Below are 17,803 nucleotides of genomic sequence, written 5' to 3'. Positions count from 1 at the left end.
TGGCACCTTGACGTGGACCCGCCGGTATCTCTATGCCTGGTTTGTCCCCCTTATGGGTGACAACCATCCCCGCGCGGAGGAGTCCGGCGATGACGCTGTGGGACGACCTGCCCGGGTCGGCGACCTCCGGCGGCGCACTCGACTCCCTGCGACCGCTGCTCGACTCGGTGGACTCGCCCTCGTCGACCGAGCGTCCGGAGGAGGACGGCACCTGGCGGATCTGGTCGACGACGATCGGCGGGGACCGCTCACTGGAGATGGACCTGAGCAGCGGCGCGATCAGCCACGGCGGCTCCACCGGCGACGGGGGAGCGATCGAGCTCTCGTCGGGCTTCGGGATCGAGCTGGGCCTGCGCCTGACCGCGGGAGGCACCGACCCGGACGGCACCATGCGACTCACGCTGACCGTCCCGAGCTCGTCGATCCGCGTGCCCTTCCTGCGCGGCGCCGTGCTGGACGCGCAGGGTCAGCTGCGTGCGGACCCGTCGCACCCCGCCGTCCGGTTCCGGCTGCCCAGCGTCAAGGTGCGCGTGCTCCGCCCCGCGGGCGGATCGGTCGGGGTCGACCTCATCCCCGTGCCGAGCGGGGGCACGCCCGACGAACCGGTGCTCGACCTGGTGAGGATGGAGCCGGCCTACGCGCTCATCGGCCCGGACGACGTGGTCGGGTTCGCGTTCCGGGCCGCCGTGCTCGACCTGTCCGGCACGGCCGGGCCCGCAGGGGTCCCGGACGGGGCGCGGACCATGCCCGACGAGTGGCAGGGGCTCTACCTGCCCGAGGTGCGGCTCTTCGTCGCGCCGCACGGGGTCGAGGGCCTCGCCGTCAGCGCCGGCGTGCGCAACCTGTGGATCGGGTTCGGCGTGCACGCGGGCGTGACGGGGGATTTCAACGCCGAGGTCGTCAACCGCGGGTCGGCGCCGTCGGTACGGGTCCGGTTCCAGACGCCCGCGGGCGAGTGGATCGGGGTGCAGGACACCGACCCGGTGCCCGCTGTGGAGCTGCCCGAGAGCGTGACGATGTTCGTGGACGGCGGCGGGGGCGTCGCGCCGCTGCGCATCCGGCTCCTGGTGGACGGCAGCGAGACGGTCTCCGACCGGGTCGCGCTCACCGTGCCGGACACGGGCAGCCTCCACGTCGAGGTCACGGTGTCCGACGCGGGCTCGCACTCCACCACACGGTCCTTCGACGTGCGCCGACGCTCGGGCGCGGGTCACGCCTCGTCCTCGGCGCGCGACGTGGTTCCGACCACCACGTCGGACGTCGGGTACCGCGTGGTGACGCAGCCCGCGACCGGCAGCACGGTGACGGTCTCGCTGAACGAGGACCCGCAGGGCACGGTGGTGTGGACGTGGGCCGGGCACGCCCCGGTCACCGCCCCGACTGCCCAGATCGAGGTGACGACCGGCGCACCGGTCGACGTCCAGGCACGCATCACCCGCACGGGCGGCGGCGGCACGACGACCGTCGACGCCTACTTCTCCTTCGACCATCCCACTCCCGCCGAGATCGCCAGCGGGCCGTCGACGCCCTGGTGGATGACGCCCGGCAACATGCGCTCGCAGCCGTGGCGCACGCGCACCGACCCCGGAGCCGCTCCCGACCTGCTCAGCCCGGACGGACTGGCGCGGCTGAACGCGCTGCCCAAGGGCGCGCACTGGACCGTGGAGGGCTGGGCCTCCTACGAGGGCAGTTCCGGCACGGCCGCGCACAACCTCGGCCTCTCCGAACGCCGGCGCGACGCGCTCGTCGCCCTGCTCGCCGACGCCTCCCGCCCCGAGCTGCACTTCACCGACGTCACCCCGGTCACGCCGGGGCACGGCGAGACCGTCGCCCAGGCGAGCGGACCGCACGGCAACCCGCCGCAGGACGCGCCCGACTGGTGGCACGCCCGGGCGAGCGCCGCCGTGGACCAGACCATCGACGTCACGGCCCACCTCGAGCGGCCGGCGGCCGACCCTCCGCCGCAGCAGGTCGACCCGCGACCCACCCCGACGCCCGTGCCCGCATGCTTCCGCAAGATCGGCGTCACGGTGGAGCTGGTGCGCTCGACCTTCGTCCGCGCGGAGATCTACGGCGAGATCGACATCCAGACCGCCGCCGAGAACCAGATCGCCTCGGCGAGCCCGGGCGCCACGATCCCGCCACGCGACAACCCGAGCGACGGCATCAGCCAGTTCCTGCTCCGGCTGCGGATCGCGGAGGACCGCTCCGGGTGGGACGTGACCGCGCAGTTCAGGGCCATCGAGGACGACAAGGACGGCCTCTGGCAGCGCAGGCGCGGGACGGGTGACCAGACCGGCCTCGACATCCTCGGTGCGGTCGCCGTGCTCTCGCCGCTGCTCGCCGCCGTCACGCCCGCGTCACCCACCGCGGGCGAGCTGGTGCCCATGGTGCTCGTCGGCGGCGCGGCCGTCGCGGTCGGGGCGGCGGGGGTGATCACGACCCAGAAGATCACGCTGCACGGCGGGCAGCTCATGGTGACCGACGGCCTCGTCGACCCCGCCACCGGCGTGGGCCCGCGCAGCACGAGCATCAGCATCCTGCTCGACGTCGAGACGGCCTTCACCTTCGACATCGGCATCCTCCGCGTCGAGCCCACCAAGCCGTTGACCGCCCGGTACAAGGCCGTGGGCGTGCGCTCGCAATGGCGCTCCGACCCGCAGCCCGACGGGACCGTCCAGTACGTGCCGCTGCCCGTGTTCGACCCGTCGGCCGGGTACTCGCTCGACATCCCGATGGGCTCGCTGGTGGGCCCGGACGCGCTGCGGGACATCCTGCGCGTGGTGGGCGGCCGGATCAGTCGCGACAACCCGCTCTACCTCGAGGTGGAGGTGGGCCTCGGCGTCGACCTCGGCATCGTGACCGTCGACTCGGCGCGCGTGCGGGTACGCCTGGACCAGGCCGAGTTCCCCCAGCTCACCGCGCTGGGCGCGAGCATCGACGTGCCGGACGTCCTGCACGGGTCCGGGTACGTGAAGATCGACGAGACCGGCTTCGAGGGCGCCTTCGACGTGACCCTCACCCCGGTCAAGCTCCGCATCGCGGCGCAGATCGCCGTCAAGCAGGACCAGGGCGTCACGGGTGTGCTCATCGGCGCCGAGGTGGAGTTCCCGGTGCCGATCCCGCTCGCCAACTCCGGCCTGGCGATCTACGGGTTCCTCGGGGGCGTCGCGGTCAACTTCGCGCGCCGGGAGGAGTCCTCGTCGCAGGTCCCCGCGCTCGACTGGCTGCAGACGCAGCTGAGCGAGCCGAACCCGTCCGTCATGAAGCCGTCCGGCTGGAAGGTGCAGCCCGGGGCCTTCGCGGTGGCCGGCGGCATCCTTCTGGGCACCGCCGAGGGCGGCTTCATCGTCAACCTCAAGGGGCTCGTGCTCGTCGAGGTGCCCGGGCCGCGGCTGCTGTTCGCGATGAAGGCCGACGTCATCAAGATCCCGCCCGCGTTGAAGGACCCGAGCCAGCAGGCCACCTTCCTGGCGGTCCTGGACCTGGACCTCGGCCGCGGGACGATCACCATCGGGCTCGTCGCGTCCTACGAGGTCAAGAGCCTGCTGACCATCCGCGTGCCGGTCACGGCGTTCTTCGACGCCCACCACCTCGACCAGTGGTTCGTGGACCTCGGCTCGAACACCAACCCCGTGACCGTGAGCGTGCTCGACGTCTTCGAGGGCACCGGCTACCTCATGGTCCACGGCGACGGCACGACGATCCACATCGAGGGCCTGCCCCTGGTCACCACGGGCATCACCGTTGCGGTGGGCTTCCACATCAACGTGGTGCTGATGGGCTCCAAGGCGGTCGGGCTCTACCTCGAGGTCGCCGCGGGCTTCGACGCCATCGTGGCGTTCTCACCGTTCGCGATCGGCGGTCGGATCTACGTCTCGGGTGAGCTGCGGCTGTGGATCATCGGGATATCCGCGAGCGCGGAGCTCACCGTGCTCGTGGGCCGCCAGGTGGTCGACGCCGGGCTGCCCAGCGAGCACACCGAGGACCGCACGTACGTGCACGGCCAGGTGTGCGGCGAGGTCGACTTCTTCTTCTTCAGCGTCAAGGGCTGCGTCGAGCTCACCATCGGCGACGACACCCCGCTGCCGCTGATCCCGCCCCCGCTGGTCTCCGGCGTGAGCCTGGTGTCGCGGTCGCCGGCGCTCGTGGACGGCTCGGCGGTCGACCGGGCGGTGGACGGCGTGCTCGGCCGCGCCGTCGAGGTGGGTGCGCCCGACGAGCTGCCGAGCGTGCCGCTGGACGCGATCCCCGTGGTGCTGTTCGAGACGGCACCCGGGGTGAAGGCCGGCAACGTGGTGCTGGGCGGGGTCGCACGCGGGGCGAACGGGCTGCCCGCCAACCCGTGGATTCGGCGCGGAGAGTCCTGGTTCCGCTACCGGATCACCGGTGTGGAGCTCGTCGGCGAGCTCACCGCCGGCGCGACGCCCGCCACCTGGTGGGCTCGCGCGCTGGTCGGCGACCCACAGGTGGGGCCGGCGCTCGCGCTGCTGTCCTGGCTGCCGACCGCGACGCCGCGGGCCGTGGCGCTGGGCCGCGAGCTGACCACCACCGTCGAGGAGCGGTGGGGCACCATCTGCACCCCGGTCGCCAAGGCCGTGCCGGTGCTGTGGACGTTCGACGAGCAGGCCACCGGTCCCTCGGCGCGCGGGTGGGTGCTGCAGGGCGTGGCCTGGCCCGACGAGCCCGGCACGTGGCGCTCGGCACCCGCGGACTCCGAGGCCGTGGTGCGCGAGCCGTGGCGCACGGGCGACGCGTTCGTCGACCTCCTGCAGGGCACCGACCCGGCCGTGGTGGTGGGCGACCGCGTGACGTGCCCACGCAAGGACCGAGGTCCCGTGGTCGGCGCCCGTCAGGAGGCGCTCGCCGTGGGCACGAGCTCCACCTTCGGCCCGGGCGCGCTGCCCGCCGCGGGAGCCGGCACCGACGACGTCATGACCCTGCTGGCGGGCGGCGTCTCGCTGCAGGACGCCAACGCGGCGTGGGGGCGCATCGCCACGGGCGACGGCCAGAGCACGTGCGAGGGACGCATCCTGCGCTCGCCCACCGGCGACGAACCCGAGCCCGCGCCGGGCGCGGACGACCGGGAGGTGGAACAGGTCAAGACGGCGTGGGACACGCTCGGCTTCGCCCCCTCGGAGCTCGCGGACGCCGTGACCCTGCGCGTCGAGGGCGGTCTCGGCTCGTTCGACGCGCTGCTGCTGGTGCCACGCCGCGGCGTCGAGCGCGGCCTCGTGGCCCGGTTCCGCGACGCCGACGGCACCCTGCTCGACGAGTACCGCGCGTCCGGCGCCGACATGGTCGGCCCGAGCCACCCGATCCCCCCGCAGTGGCTGGCCGGGCCGTGGTCCGACCCGGTGCAGCGCGCGGCGCAGATCGCCGGCCGCGTGATCGCCGCGGGCGGCGGGCTCCTGCCGGTGCTGCTCTCGCCCAAGGTCCCCGACGGCACGGTGGTGGTCGAGCTCGGCTGGGACCGCGACGCCAAGGACCTCGTCGGCCTCGCCTTCTGGGTCGTGGCCGCCGCGGGCACCACGGCCGCGGAGCTGCACCGGGAGGACTGGGACACCACGACGATCACCTCGGACAAGGACGCGGTGACGACCGCCGTCACCGACGACCCGGACGACCACGCGCTCCTGCTGCCGGGGCGCGAGTACACGGTGCGGGTCAGCTGGGAGGCGCAGTCCCTCACCCAGGAGGCGAGGCCGGCGGCGAACGCCCCCGAGGCCTACACCGCGGGGACTCCGCAGGAGTTCCGCTTCCGTGCCGACGGCGCCGACCGCGCCCCCGAGCGCCTGGATCCGTGGCTGCTCACCACCGCGCCGGGCGTCGGCGAGACCGGTGTCCTGCTCGACGAGCCCCTGCGGATCGCGCTGGCCACGCAGAAGGTGGGTGCGTTGTTCGACGCCTACGGCGAGGAGCTCCGCGTCGTCGTCCGCTCGGCGTCCGGCCGGCACCCGTCCCCGCCGGGAGGTGGCGCCCCCGGCTCGTCGCTGACCATCCCCGTCGAGCTCGATGCCCATCTCCTGGTCGAGGCGGAGGGCACGGCCGTCATGACGCCGTGGCAGGAGACCGTGACCGCGCTGCTGGACGCGCTGCCGTGCACGCCCGGCACCGGCTCGCGGACCTACCACTCGGTCATCACGCTCGACTACCCGCTCGAGCCCCTGACCGACTACCTGCTCGACGTCCTCGCCGTGACGAAGGGCGCACCGGAGGGCGCGGCCGGGCGGCGCCTGTACCGGGTGCCGTTCACCACCTCCCGGTTCCACGACGTGCCCGAGCTGGCCGGGCTGCTGTCCGCCACCCGCGTCGCCCATGCGCTCGTCCCCGTGCCGTCGGCGCTCGCGGCGCTCGGCGAGCGACCCACGGGCAACCAGCTCGACGACGCCTTCCAGGCCGCGGGCCTGCCCGTGCCCGAGGTGCCGCGCTACCCCGCGGTCCAGGTGCTCTGGTCGCCGGACACCGTGCCGCAGCCCGTGGCCGTCGTCGTCGAGGGCAGCGAGGCGCTGTGGCGCTCGCGGCTGGTCGCGACGCGCGTGGAGGGCCCAGCCGACGCCGAGGACCCGTCGCACGAGTGGTGGGCGCCGCGACCCGGTCCGTGGCTGACCCTGGAGGTCCCGGGCGGGGGCGCTCCCGTGACGCGCGTCGTGCGCGGGCCGGGCGACACGCGCGCCGTGATCCTGCTGGGCGCCGGCGCTCGCGGGACGCAGCTGACGGTGCAGCTGGTGCGCGCGGCCGACGAGCTGGCGGGCACCCCCGCCAAGCCCGCGACCGCCGTGCAGGTGCTGCTGGAGCGGGCCCCCTGGGAGGTGGAGGACTGATGGATCGCATCTCCCGTCCGTACTGGCTGCGGGCCACGGGGTCGCAGGTGCCGTGGGCGACCGTGCTTCGCGCGCAGATGGTGGGCGTGCCCGGCCTCGCCGCGACCACGCACGTGTCCGACACGGCCGCCCCCTGGGTGCGGGCCGCCGCGGCCCAGCTCAAGGACCGCGCGGTGGACACCCAGCTGCGGTGGCAGTGCAACCCCGCGCTGGGCGTGCCCTTCGGCCCGTTCACGGTGTGGGTGGGCCGCCCACGCCTCGAGGCTCGCACGGTCGACGTGGTGGTCCGCGAGCACGACGACGGTCTGCTGCTGCGCCTGCCGACCATCGCGGCGGTCGTCGTCGTCGACGCCCAGGTGATCGACCCGAGCCGGCCCGTCGGCATCCTGGGCACGTATCGCGGCGGGGGCTTGACCGAGGCCATGGGCGCGGCGGCGGTCCAGGTGCCGGGCGGTGGGCGCGCGTTCCTCCAGCTCAAGACCGCAGGGATCACGCGCGTGCTGCTCACCAACGGCACCGACCCGCAGGTCAGGGTGGTGCCCCTCCAGGACGTCATCGACGACCCCGGGTGGAAGCCCGTCGAGCTGGTCGGCCTGCCGGTCGACACGCCCTGGGCCGGCACCGACTACGACACCTCGCAGCAGGGCATCCTCTCCGCACTCACGGACCCGCTCACGGCCGCGCACCAGCGTCTGGACCGGGGTGGCCCTCCGTTGGGCTGGGCGCCCGTGACCTCGACGGGCCACGCCGTGAGCCCCCCGTGGCGCGCCCCCGACCCCACGGCGCTCCTCAAGGAGATCACCGCGGACCTGCTGCCCCGGATCGACCGCCTCTACCGGCCGGGCCGCACCCCGGCCGACCAGGCGGCGCTCGCCGACTCCCCGCCGGTGGACCCGCCGTCGTCGGGCACGAAGTCCTCCTCGCTGGCCACCAGGGCGACGCTCTCGCCGCTGTCCCTCCTCACGCTCCCCGCGTCGGCCGACCCGTTCCTCGCGCTCGCCACGGGATTCGGCACCGCCTACCCGGCCACGCAGCTGCCCCGGGGGGAGGGGCTGGAGTTCATGGTCACGGCGGACTACCCGGACACCCCGATCGGCACGGGCCCGGTGCAGGTGGCCGCCTACGTCCCCGAGCCGGAGCCGCACATCGCCACGACCACCCCGCACGCCCTGACCACCCGGCGCTCCGGGCTGCTCGCACCCGCGGTGCGCGACGCCGCGTGGCGCGAGTCGGTGCAGGTGCAGTGGGACCGCGTGCCCGGCTCGGTCGCGATGGGCCGCCCCACGTCCGGGGTGGTCGCACGGTTCGAGGGCGCGTCTCCCGCCGAGGTGCTCGTCGAGGAACGGCTCGCGGGCGACCGGCGCGCGCTCGTCCTGGTGCCGGACGGGCCCGCGCCCACGCCGGCGTTCGGCCGCACGTCGATGGTCGATGCCGACGCGGAGATCCCGCTGGGCAGCGGCGGCCGTCACGTGGGCTACCCCGTGGCGGTGCAGGACGTGTTCGGCGTCTGGTCGCCCTGGGCCGACGCCCCGTGGGACGGCGACGAGCCCGGACCTCCCGGGCCGCACGTGGTGGGCGTGTCCCTCACGAGCGAGTACGCCGGGACGACGGCGTGCCCCGCGGTGCTCACGGTCGAGGTGGCCGTGGAGTGGCGGGACCGCACGCCCCTGGGTGTCGACCTCGCCGCGGTCCTCTTCCGCACGCCCACCGCGGCCGCACCCCCACCCGCCGGCGTCGACCCGGTGCTGCCGGCTCCCGCCGGCGCCTTCCGCCGCGACGTCACGCTGACCTTCGCGGGCGAGACGCTCGACGGTCCCGTCGACGTCACCGTCGAGCACCTCAACGAAGCGGGCGACGCAGTCGTCACACCGGGGACCGCGCAGGGCGACCACGGCCGCCGCTACCGCCTCACCATCCCCGTGCCGACGCTGGACTTCTCCTCGACCCTGCGCTGGGGCGTGCAGGTGTGGGCCCGGGTGCCCCTGTCGGTCGTCGGGGACGCCGGCTTCCTGCCGGACCCCGCGCACCCCGCGCTCGCGGGCGTGGCCAGCCCCGTCCCGGTGCCGCCCATCCTGCCGCCGGCCCCGCCGGGGGTGCCGCTCGGCTCGACGCCCGACGCGCAGGGCCGCAGCCACGTGCGGGTGCACTGGTCGATCCCGTCGGGTGCCGCGCTGGACACCCGCAAGGGGATCGCGGTGTGGGAGTGCGCCGAGACCGCGCTGCGGCAGTCGGCCGGGCTGTCCCAGCGGGCGCCCGACGGGACGCTGCCCGGTGTCCGGCTGGCGCAGCTGTGGGACACGTACGACGCGATGACCGCGGTGCAGCGCCGCGCCGCCTTCCGCCGCATCCTCGAGCTGCCGGGTACGTCCCGGGAGGCAGATGTCGCCCTGCCCGCGGGATCGACCGACATCCACCTGTTCACCGTCACCACCCTGTCGGCCACCGGCGTCGCCTCCGACTGGCCCACCGGCTCGCCGGCGCACGCCGTGCTGCAGTCGGTGGCCGCCCCGCGGCTGCGCCGCCCCGGACCGCCGCGCGTGCGCACGGTCCTCGGAGCCGCGGGCACGGTGTCGGTGTCCCTGACCGCCGACTCCGACGTACCGGTCGCGACCTTCCTCCTGCATCGCACCCGCTCGGCCGAGGCGGCGCTGCGTCCCGAGACGATGGGGCCCGCGTTCGCGTCCGTCCCGGCCGTCGCGCCGGCACCCGGTGCGCCGGTCGACCCCGCGTCGGGTCACGCCCTGTACACGGGCTCGTGGTCCGGCGGCTTCGACGAGTCCTGGGACGACTGGCACGTGCGCGCGGTGGCCGTGCCCGTGGACACCGTGCCGGTCGAGGCCGTGCGGGGGCTCCCGTCCCCCGCGAGCGACGTGGTCGTCGTCCGGGTGCGCCCGTCCGCGCCGCCGGACCTCGCCCCGCTCGTCGCGACCGTGCTCGGTGGGGCGCACGACGGCGTGCTCGTGACCACCTCGACGGCGTCGCCCGCGCGGGCCGTGCCCGACGGGGCGTTCCGGGTGTCCGCGAGCGCGGTGGGCGTCGGGGGGGCGGCGATCGGGGCCGTGGACCCGCTGGCCCTGGGCCTCGTCCCGCCGGGGCCGGTCTCGGGGGGTGCCGCGCCCGGTCCGTTCGCGCTGGTCGCCGGCACGCGAGCCGCCGGTCGCACGCCGCTGGCCCTGTGGTTCACGCGGCCCGTCGCGGCCGACCCGGTCGACGTGCAGATGACCCTCGTCGATCCCGCCGGACGCACGTCGGTGCAGGCGGTGACCGTGCCCGGGTGGGTTCCCGACCCGCCGTCGCTGGAGCTGGTCGACGTGAGCCCGGAGGTCGGCTACGTGCTGGCCCGCATCGCGTCGGACGCGTCGCTCACGGACCTGCCGCCCACCATCATGACGATCACCGTCTCCGCGCCGCGCAGGCCCTTCCCGCCCTTCCGCGTCCCGATCGGGCGGATCGAGCCGGTCGCGCCCGAGGTGCGCGAGCTGGTGGGCGACCGGTTGCTGCCCGATCTCCCCCTGCGCGGGCTCCCCGGCGTCGTCACTCTCCCGGTCTCGCTCGAGATCGCGCTGGCGGACATTCCCCGCCGGGCGCGGATCAGCACCGCGCCCATCGTCGTGACCCGCAGCACCACGGACCCGCCGCACGAGTACCGCGCCGTGATCCGGGTGACGCCGCCCTTCACGCTGCGCGTCTCGCTCCTGACGGGCGACGGTCGCAGCACGCAGGTCTCGCGCGCGGTGCGCTGACCTACGCCGCGACGGGCCGCCTCCAGACGTCGCCGGCACGCTCGAAGCCCACCCGCTCGAGGTAGGAGCGGGACGACGCGTCGTCGCCGTGCTCGAGCGTGCGGAATCCCTTGGCCGCGAAGATGCCGCTGGTCCGGTAGACGAACTCGCCCGGCGTGAAGTCGCGGAAGCGGGGCGTCACGTAGTCGATCTCGACCCGGCCCACCCCGTCGCCGGCGTCCCGGACGACGACGATCCCCACGGTCTCGTCGCGGCGTGCCACGACCCACACCGAGCGGTCGTCGCCGGTCGGGTCGAGCGTGTCCGGGTGGAACGTGGCGAGGTCGTCCCGGTGCACGGCCAGGATGTGCCGCCACAGCGCGTCGTCGATGCCCACCTCGATCACCTCGTACGTGACGTCGTCATGGCGCTCGCGGTGCAGGCGGAGCACCCAGTAGACGTCGATGATCGTGATGACGCCGTTCATGACGGCGAACGGCCACACGCCGATCACCGCGTTGTACACCGTGGCGAGCGCGGCACCCACCAGGTTCAGCCAGCGGAACCGCAGCACGCGCGCCTGCGTGAGCGACAGGATGACCAGCAGCGAGCCGGCCCATCCGAGCAGGTCGAACCATGTCATCGGCTGCTCCACTCCTCGCGTGCCGTCCGCACCGGCGCGCCCGTGCGCCCGGCCTCCTCGATGGCCAGCCCGAGCAGGTGGTCCTGGCACCCGTCGGCCAGCGGGTAGGGAGGAGGCGCGTCGTCCTGCAACCAGGCCGCCGTCGCCGCCAACAGACCGGCGACGGCCAGGTCGTCGTCCGCGAGCCGGGCGCCGTGGAACTCGTTGCGGTAGAGCACCCGCCCGTCGAGGCTGAGGTGCTCGAGGTCGAAGCCGTCGAGGTTCTGCTCGAGCCCCGAGACGCGACGGCTCATCGTCGACGTGAGCACGGTCCGCGGGTCGACCCACCGCGTGACGGCGTCGTCGACGAGCTCGCCGTGCGATCCGCGGACGACGATCCGGTTGGTGCGCAGCGGGTTGTGCCACTGGTTGTCGGTGAAGTCGTACACGGTGTGCCGGCCGTCGCCGAAGTCGAGCGTGGCGAGGATGCTCCAGGCGTGGCGCGGCTCCGTCGCACCGGTGAAGCCGTCCCGGCCCATCGGGTCCAGCAGCCGCTCCCCGGTGACCGTCGCCCGCACCTCGACCTCGTCGAACCCCACGCCGAGGAAGCGCCGCATGAGCGAGACTGCGTGGTACAGATGCGTGGACGAGATCTGTACGCTGCTCGGCGTCCCGATGATGCCGTCCGCGACCGCGGCGAGGCGAGCGGCGTGCGCGGGCATGAACGGGCTGTGCTCGGCGACCTGCACCAGGCCCGATGCCCCGACGTCCGCCCACAGGGCGCGCAGACCTGCGGCGTCCGGGGCTGGGGGCGTCTCCGCGAGGACCGGGACGCCCCGGTGCACGAGCTCGCGGATCGCATCCGGCGTCACGGGCCACGGCGTCGCCACGACGACGACCTCCGGCCGGTCGAGGTCCGAGGCGGCGCGGACCGCCGGCACGTGCCACTCGCGCTCCACCTGCGCGCCGCGCTCGGCGGAGCGCGTCACGACACCGACGCAGGTGAACCGGTCGGGAAGAAGCCGCGCGATGCGCACGAAGAACTCCGCGCGCCAGCCGCTGCCGACCACGCCGAACCTGATGGGAGCCATGAACCGTCCTCGTCGTCGGTCGAACCCTGCTCCCGGCACGCTACCCGGCTCGGCGCAGCGGTTCCCCGTCCACAGCCTCGCGGCCACGCGCCGCGAGGTGTGGGGAGCGCCGCCTAGGGTGACGCCACCCGACCCGAGGAGGACCCCGCGATGCCGAAGACGCACGAGGAGACGCTCGCGCTCATCCGCACGCTGCTGGCCATCGCGGACGGCGGCTCGCCGCACGAGGCCGAGCGCGACCTGGCCCGGACGCGCGCGGAGCGGCTGATGCTGCGGCACAGCATCGACGAGGCCGGGGTACGGATGACTCGCGAGCAGGCGCACGAGCCCGTCAGGACTGACACCGACATCGTCGGTTCCTGGGCGATGGACCGCTTCGACCTGCGCGCCGCGGTCTACCGGGCGTTCGGCTGCCGGTCGGTGCGCGCGCGCCGCCACGGCGCACCCCTCACCCACATCGCGTTCGGCTTCGCGGCCGACATGTCGATGGCCGCCGTGCTCGCCGACTCCCTCGAGCCGCAGCTTCTCCTCGAGATGGCGGCGCACGGCGGGAGCCCCGGCGACAAGCGGGCCTTCGCGGCCGGGTTCACCGCCGTGGTGGAGCAGCGCCTGAGCGCCTTCTACGCCGAGGTGCTGACCGAGGCCGAGGCCGACGGGACGTCGAGCGCGCTGGTGGTCGCCGCTCGCGACGCGCGCGTCGACGAGGCGGTCGCGCTCGCGTTCCCGTCCCTGCGCCGGGCCACGCGCCGGCTCAGCGGGAACGGCTACGCCGCCGGCACGGCGGCGGGGGCGCGGGCCGACATCGCCGTCTCCGGTCGCAAGGTCCAGCGCGCCGACGTCAGGGCGCTGGGCGCCTGACGGCTCGTCGCGTGGGCGCGGCGGCTGACTCCCGCCCGCGTGGGCGCTCGCCGATACGGTCACGGGCATGTTCCTCCTCGACGACGGCGCGCTGGTGCTCAGCCCCAGCGACCTCACGCTTGCCGCGACGTGCGAGTTCGCGCTGGTGCGCGCGCTCGACGCCCGCCTCGGCCGCGGCGCGCCGGTCCGCCTCGAGGCCGACGCCATGCTCGAGCGCGTCGCCCGGCTGGGACAGGTGCACGAGGCGCAGATGCTCGCCTCCTACGGGCCGGACGCCGTGCGCATCGAACGGCCAGGCTGGGGTGCGGCCACCGACCGCGCCGCGCTGGTGGAGGTGCAGGGGCGCACGGTCGCCGCCCTGCGCGCCGGCGCCCCCGTGGTCTACCAGGCGGGCTTCTTCGACGGGACGTTCAGCGGCTGGGCCGACTTCCTGGTGCGGGACGAGCAGGGCCGCTACGCCGTGCTGGACACCAAGCTGGCGCGCAGTGCCAAGACGACGGCACTCGTGCAGCTCGCCGCGTACGCGGACCAGCTGCAGCGGGCGGGCATCGCCACGACGCCCGACGTCCACCTGGTGCTCGGTGACCGCACCATGTCCCGGCACCGGCTCGCGGACCTCCTGCCCGTCTACCGAGACCGCCGCGCACGGCTCGAGGCGCTGCTCGACGAACGGCGCGCCGACGAGAGCCCGCTGCGGTGGCGCGACGAGCGCTACGTGGCCTGCGGCACGTGCGACGTCTGCAGGCCGGAGGTGGCGGCGAGCCGCGACGTGCTGCTGGTGGCGGGCGTGCGCAAAGTGCAGCGCGCGCGGCTCGCGGCGGCGGGCATCGAGACCATCGACCAGCTCGCGCAGTCTGACGAGGCCGTGCCCGGCATGTCCGCCGCGACGCTGGCCGGCTTGCGGCTGCAGGCCCGTCTCCAGGTGGGCCCCGGCGGTGCGACCCGGGAGGCCCCCGACGCCGAGCCGCTCGCGTTCCGGGTGCTCGACCCGGCCGCGATCCGCGCACTGCCCTCGCCGAGCGCGGGCGACATCTTCTTCGACTTCGAGGGTGACCCGCTGTGGGCCGACGACTCCCTCACGGCGCAGCCCACCGAACGATGGGGCCTGGAGTACCTGTTCGGCCTCGTCGAGGCACCCGTGGGCGGGGCGGACCCCGCGTTCCGCGCCTTCTGGGCGCACGACCGAGCCCAGGAGAAGCAGGCGCTCACCGATTTCGTCGCGTACGTCCAGGAACGTCGCGCGCGGTACCCGGATCTGCACATCTACCACTACGCGCCCTACGAGCGCAGCGCGCTGCTGCGCCTCGCCGGGAGGCACGGAACCGCCGAGAGCGTCATCGACGAGTGGGCCCAGAGCGGCGTCCTCGTCGACCTCTACGCCACGGTCCGCCACTCGCTGCGCGTGGGCACCGACTCGTACTCGCTCAAGAAGCTCGAGCCCCTGTACATGGGAGCCAGCACGCGCGACAGCGAGGTCACCACCGCGGCGGCGTCGATCGTCGAGTACGCCGAGGCCTGCGCGGAGCGCGATGCCGGACGCGTCGGGGAGTGGGAGCGGCGGCTCGACGCGATCGCCGAGTACAACGAGTACGACTGCGTGTCCACGTTGCGGCTGCGTGACTGGCTGCTCGACCACGGCGGGGGCCCGCACGCACCGGTCCTCGTCGAACCGACGAGCGAGCCTGCGCCCGACCACCTCGAAGCCCAGCTGCTCGCAGCGGCGGCCGACCTGCGCGACCAGGGCGCCGCCCGCGAGCCCGACGCACACGCGCTGGAGCTCCTCTCGGCCGCCCTCGCGTACCACCGGCGCGACGACAAGCCATTCTGGTGGGCGCACTTCGCGCGGTTCCGCGAGCCCGTCGACGAGTGGCCGGACACCCGTTCCACGCTCGTGGTGGACGGCCCGGCGGAGATCGTCACGGACTGGCACGTGACGGGCAGGGCCAGACGTCCGCGCCGCGAGCTCCGGCTCTCCGGGGTGCTCGAGCCGGGGTCCGACATCACGGTGGGCGCCACGGTCTTCGCGCTCTACGACGACCCGCCCGGCTTCACGCGCGTGCCTGCGAACGCCCTGCGCGGATCCACGGGCGCGGTCGTGCTGGCGATCGACGGGCGGGAGGGCGGACGGGTGGTGGTCACCATCCGCGAGACCCGCGCACCCGAGGACGAGGGTGGCGACGCGACGCCGATGGCGCTGACACCGGGTGCCCCGCCGCAGACGTCGGGCATCGCCGCCGCGATCCGCGACGTCGCATCCCGCATCGCGGCCGGCCTGCCCGACCTTCCGCACCACGCCGGGGCGGACATCCTGCGCCGCGTTCCCCCGCGCACGCGATCAGGCCTCGCGTTGCCGCGGCCGGCCTCACCCGAGGGGATGACCGAGGCGATCACCGACGCGGTGCTGGACCTCGACCGCTCCTACCTCGCCGTCCAGGGGCCGCCGGGGACCGGGAAGACCTACACGGGTGGCCACGTGATCGCCGCGCTCGCCGCCCAGGGCTGGCGGGTGGGCGTGGTCGCGCAGTCCCACGCCGTGATCGACAACATGCTGCGCTCGGTGGTCGCGGCGGGTCTCCCGCCCGAGCGCATCGGCAGGAAGGGTGACGCGGCGACGGCTGCGTCGATGCCGTGGACCGTGCTGGGCGACTCCGGCTACCGCTGGTTCTACGCCCAGCCCGGCGGCCTCGTGGTGGGCGGCACCACCTGGGACTTCGTCAACGCCAAGCGGCTGCCCCCGGACCCGTTCGACCTGATCGTGGTCGACGAGGCCGGTCAGTTCGCGCTCGCCGACGTCGTCGCCGTGTCCGGCGCCGCGCGCAACCTGCTGCTGCTCGGCGACCCGCAGCAGCTCCCGCAGGTGAGTCAGGGCACCCACCCGTTCCCCGTCGACCGGTCCGCGCTGGGCTGGCTCGCGGACGGCCACGACACCCTGCCGGACGAGCTGGGCTACTTCCTGGACCGCACCTGGCGCATGCACCCGGCCCTCACGGCCGCGGTGAGCCGGCTCTCCTACGAGGACCGGCTCACGTGCGTGCCGGCCACCGCCGCCCGCCGGCTGGAGGGCGTCGCGCCCGGCATCCACGTGCTGCTGGTCGACCACGCCGGCAGCTCCGTGAGCTCGGTCGAGGAGGCGGCCGTCGTCGTCGATCAGGTGCGTGCGGTCGTGGGCCGTCGCTGGGTCGACCCGTCCTCGGGCACCGACAGGCCGCTGACCAGCGCGGACGTGCTAGTCGTGGCGCCGTACAACGCCCAGGTCGCCACCGTGCGTCGGGCCCTGACCGCGGCCGGCCTGGGCGATGCGCGCGTGGGCACGGTCGACAGGTTCCAGGGCCAGGAGGCGCCCGTCGCGCTGCTGACCACCGCCGCCTCGTCGCCCGACGACGTGCCCCGCGGCATGGAGTTCCTGCTCAACCGCAACCGGCTCAACGTGGCGATCTCGCGGGCGCAGTGGTGCGCCGTCGTGGTGCGCTCGCGCACGCTGACCGACTACCTGCCGGGACATCCGGCGCAGCTGGCGGAGCTGGGCGCGTTCCTGGGCCTCGGCGCACCACCCGACTGAGTGACCACGGCGCGGTGCACCCAGCAGACGTCCAGGTTCATCGCGTACGGTTCCGGGGTCCGCCGCCTCGTCGTCCGGGGTGGAGCCCCCGAAACGACGGAGTACCTCGTGCGTCGCACGACTCGAGCCCGCGGCCTGGCCGCCGGTGCCCTCGCCCTGACCCTCGCCGCGACGCTCGCCGCCTGCGGCACCGACTCGGGCGACGACAACGCCGCCTCCAAGCCGTCCGCCTCGGCCAGCTCGCCCGCGCCCACCACCACGGCGGCCCCCACCGCCAGCGCCGCGGACGTCGCGCTCGTCAGGCAGATCAAGGTGGTCGGCGAGGCCGGCAAGGAGCCGAAGGTCACGCTGCCGAAGACCCCGTTCGCCGTGGGCGGCATCGTGGTCAACCTCCTCGAGGACGGCACGGGCGCCGCGATCAAGGACGGCCAGCAGCTCAGCATGCAGATCGCCGTGATCTCCGGCGACGACGGCAAGGTGCTCCAGTCGTCGTACACCTCCAGCCCGCAGCTGTTCACGGCCGGCGCGACGCAGATCCCCGACCTGGACAAGGCGCTCGAGGGCACGCACGTCGGCTCGCGACTGATCCTCGCCGCGCCGTCCAACCCCCAGGCCACCGCGGCGCCGTCCACGCAGGTGTTCGCGATCGAGGTCATCGACGCCAAGGACATCCCGACCCGCGCCGAGGGCACGGCCGTCGCCCCCAAGGACGGCCTGCCCGTCGTCACGCTCGACGGCTCCGGGAAGCCGGCCATCACCGCCTCCAAGGCCGACAAGCCCACGACCCTCGTCGCGCAGCCGCTCATCAAGGGCAAGGGCGAGAAGGTCAAGGCCGGCCAGACCGTGACCGTGAAGTACTCGGGCTGGACCTGGGACGGCAAGCCGTTCGACTCCTCTTGGGAGCGGGACCCCAGCACGTTCGACGTGACCAACATCGGCCAGGCCCAGGTGATCGCCGGCTGGAACGAGGGACTGGTCGGCCAGACCGTCGGCAGCCAGGTGCTGCTCGTGGTCCCGCCGGACAAGGGCTACGGCGACTCGGCCAACGGCGAGATCCCGGCCAGCTCGACGCTTGTCTTCGTGGTGGACATCCTCTCGGCGACCTGACCTGCCCCAGGACGGCCCGC

The 17,803-nt window shown here is 74.4% G+C and carries 7 protein-coding genes; 5 read left to right on the top strand and 2 right to left on the bottom strand.

Annotated elements, in window-relative coordinates:
* Positions 1–89: 89 nt before the first annotated feature.
* Together QRT05_RS02850 and QRT05_RS02845 are read left to right on the top strand one after the other, a co-directional pair.
* On the top strand, positions 90–6,824 hold the full coding sequence (locus QRT05_RS02850) for a DUF6603 domain-containing protein (protein WP_289445087.1): 6,735 nt from the start codon (positions 90–92) through the stop codon (positions 6,822–6,824).
* Entirely contained in the window at positions 6,824–10,567 is a 3,744-nt protein-coding gene (locus QRT05_RS02845) for a hypothetical protein (RefSeq protein WP_289445086.1), read from the top strand. The genes QRT05_RS02850 and QRT05_RS02845 overlap by 1 nt, the downstream gene beginning before the upstream one ends.
* A 1-nt stretch (position 10,568) precedes the next feature.
* On the opposite strand, the gene QRT05_RS02840 is transcribed toward QRT05_RS02845, so the two are convergent.
* Both QRT05_RS02840 and QRT05_RS02835 read right to left on the bottom strand, forming a co-directional pair.
* The gene (locus QRT05_RS02840; RefSeq protein ID WP_289445084.1) at positions 10,569–11,189 is read right to left on the bottom strand and encodes a hypothetical protein; all 621 of its coding nucleotides are present in this window, start codon (positions 11,187–11,189) and stop codon (positions 10,569–10,571) included.
* On the bottom strand, positions 11,186–12,259 hold the full coding sequence (locus QRT05_RS02835) for a Gfo/Idh/MocA family protein (protein ID WP_289445082.1): 1,074 nt from the start codon (positions 12,257–12,259) through the stop codon (positions 11,186–11,188). The genes QRT05_RS02840 and QRT05_RS02835 overlap by 4 nt, the downstream gene beginning before the upstream one ends.
* A gap of 150 nt (positions 12,260–12,409) precedes the next feature.
* Between QRT05_RS02835 and QRT05_RS02830 the strand changes: the two genes are divergently transcribed.
* From QRT05_RS02830 to QRT05_RS02820, 3 genes are all read left to right on the top strand, one after another.
* The gene (locus tag QRT05_RS02830) at positions 12,410–13,117 is read left to right on the top strand and encodes a DUF7168 domain-containing protein (RefSeq protein ID WP_289445080.1); all 708 of its coding nucleotides are present in this window, start codon (positions 12,410–12,412) and stop codon (positions 13,115–13,117) included.
* Positions 13,118–13,184: 67 nt separating this feature from the next.
* A complete protein-coding gene (locus QRT05_RS02825; protein ID WP_289445078.1) occupies positions 13,185–16,676 on the top strand; it encodes a TM0106 family RecB-like putative nuclease in 3,492 nt (1,163 codons plus the stop codon).
* A 108-nt stretch (positions 16,677–16,784) separates the two neighbouring features.
* Complete coding sequence (locus QRT05_RS02820; protein ID WP_289445076.1) at positions 16,785–17,783, top strand: FKBP-type peptidyl-prolyl cis-trans isomerase; 999 nt, start codon at positions 16,785–16,787, stop codon at positions 17,781–17,783.
* Positions 17,784–17,803: the final 20 nt, after the last annotated feature.

This window comes from Cellulomonas edaphi (genome assembly GCF_030362815.1).
Classification (GTDB): Bacteria; Actinomycetota; Actinomycetes; order Actinomycetales; family Cellulomonadaceae; genus Cellulomonas; species Cellulomonas edaphi.
Note: the sequence above shows the minus strand (reverse complement) of the source record. Positions and strands in the feature narration are given on the sequence as shown.

Bases quoted from the DNA above. Each gene is read 5' to 3' on its own strand.
- QRT05_RS02830 (WP_289445080.1), top strand. From the start codon at position 12,410: ATGCCGAAGACGCACGAGGAGACGCTCGCGCTCATCCGCACGCTGCTG.
- QRT05_RS02825 (WP_289445078.1), top strand. From the start codon at position 13,185: ATGTTCCTCCTCGACGACGGCGCGCTGGTGCTCAGCCCCAGCGACCTC.
- QRT05_RS02840 (WP_289445084.1), bottom strand. From the start codon at position 11,189: ATGACATGGTTCGACCTGCTCGGATGGGCCGGCTCGCTGCTGGTCATC.
- QRT05_RS02845 (WP_289445086.1), top strand. From the start codon at position 6,824: ATGGATCGCATCTCCCGTCCGTACTGGCTGCGGGCCACGGGGTCGCAG.
- QRT05_RS02835 (WP_289445082.1), bottom strand. From the start codon at position 12,259: ATGGCTCCCATCAGGTTCGGCGTGGTCGGCAGCGGCTGGCGCGCGGAG.
- QRT05_RS02850 (WP_289445087.1), top strand. From the start codon at position 90: ATGACGCTGTGGGACGACCTGCCCGGGTCGGCGACCTCCGGCGGCGCA.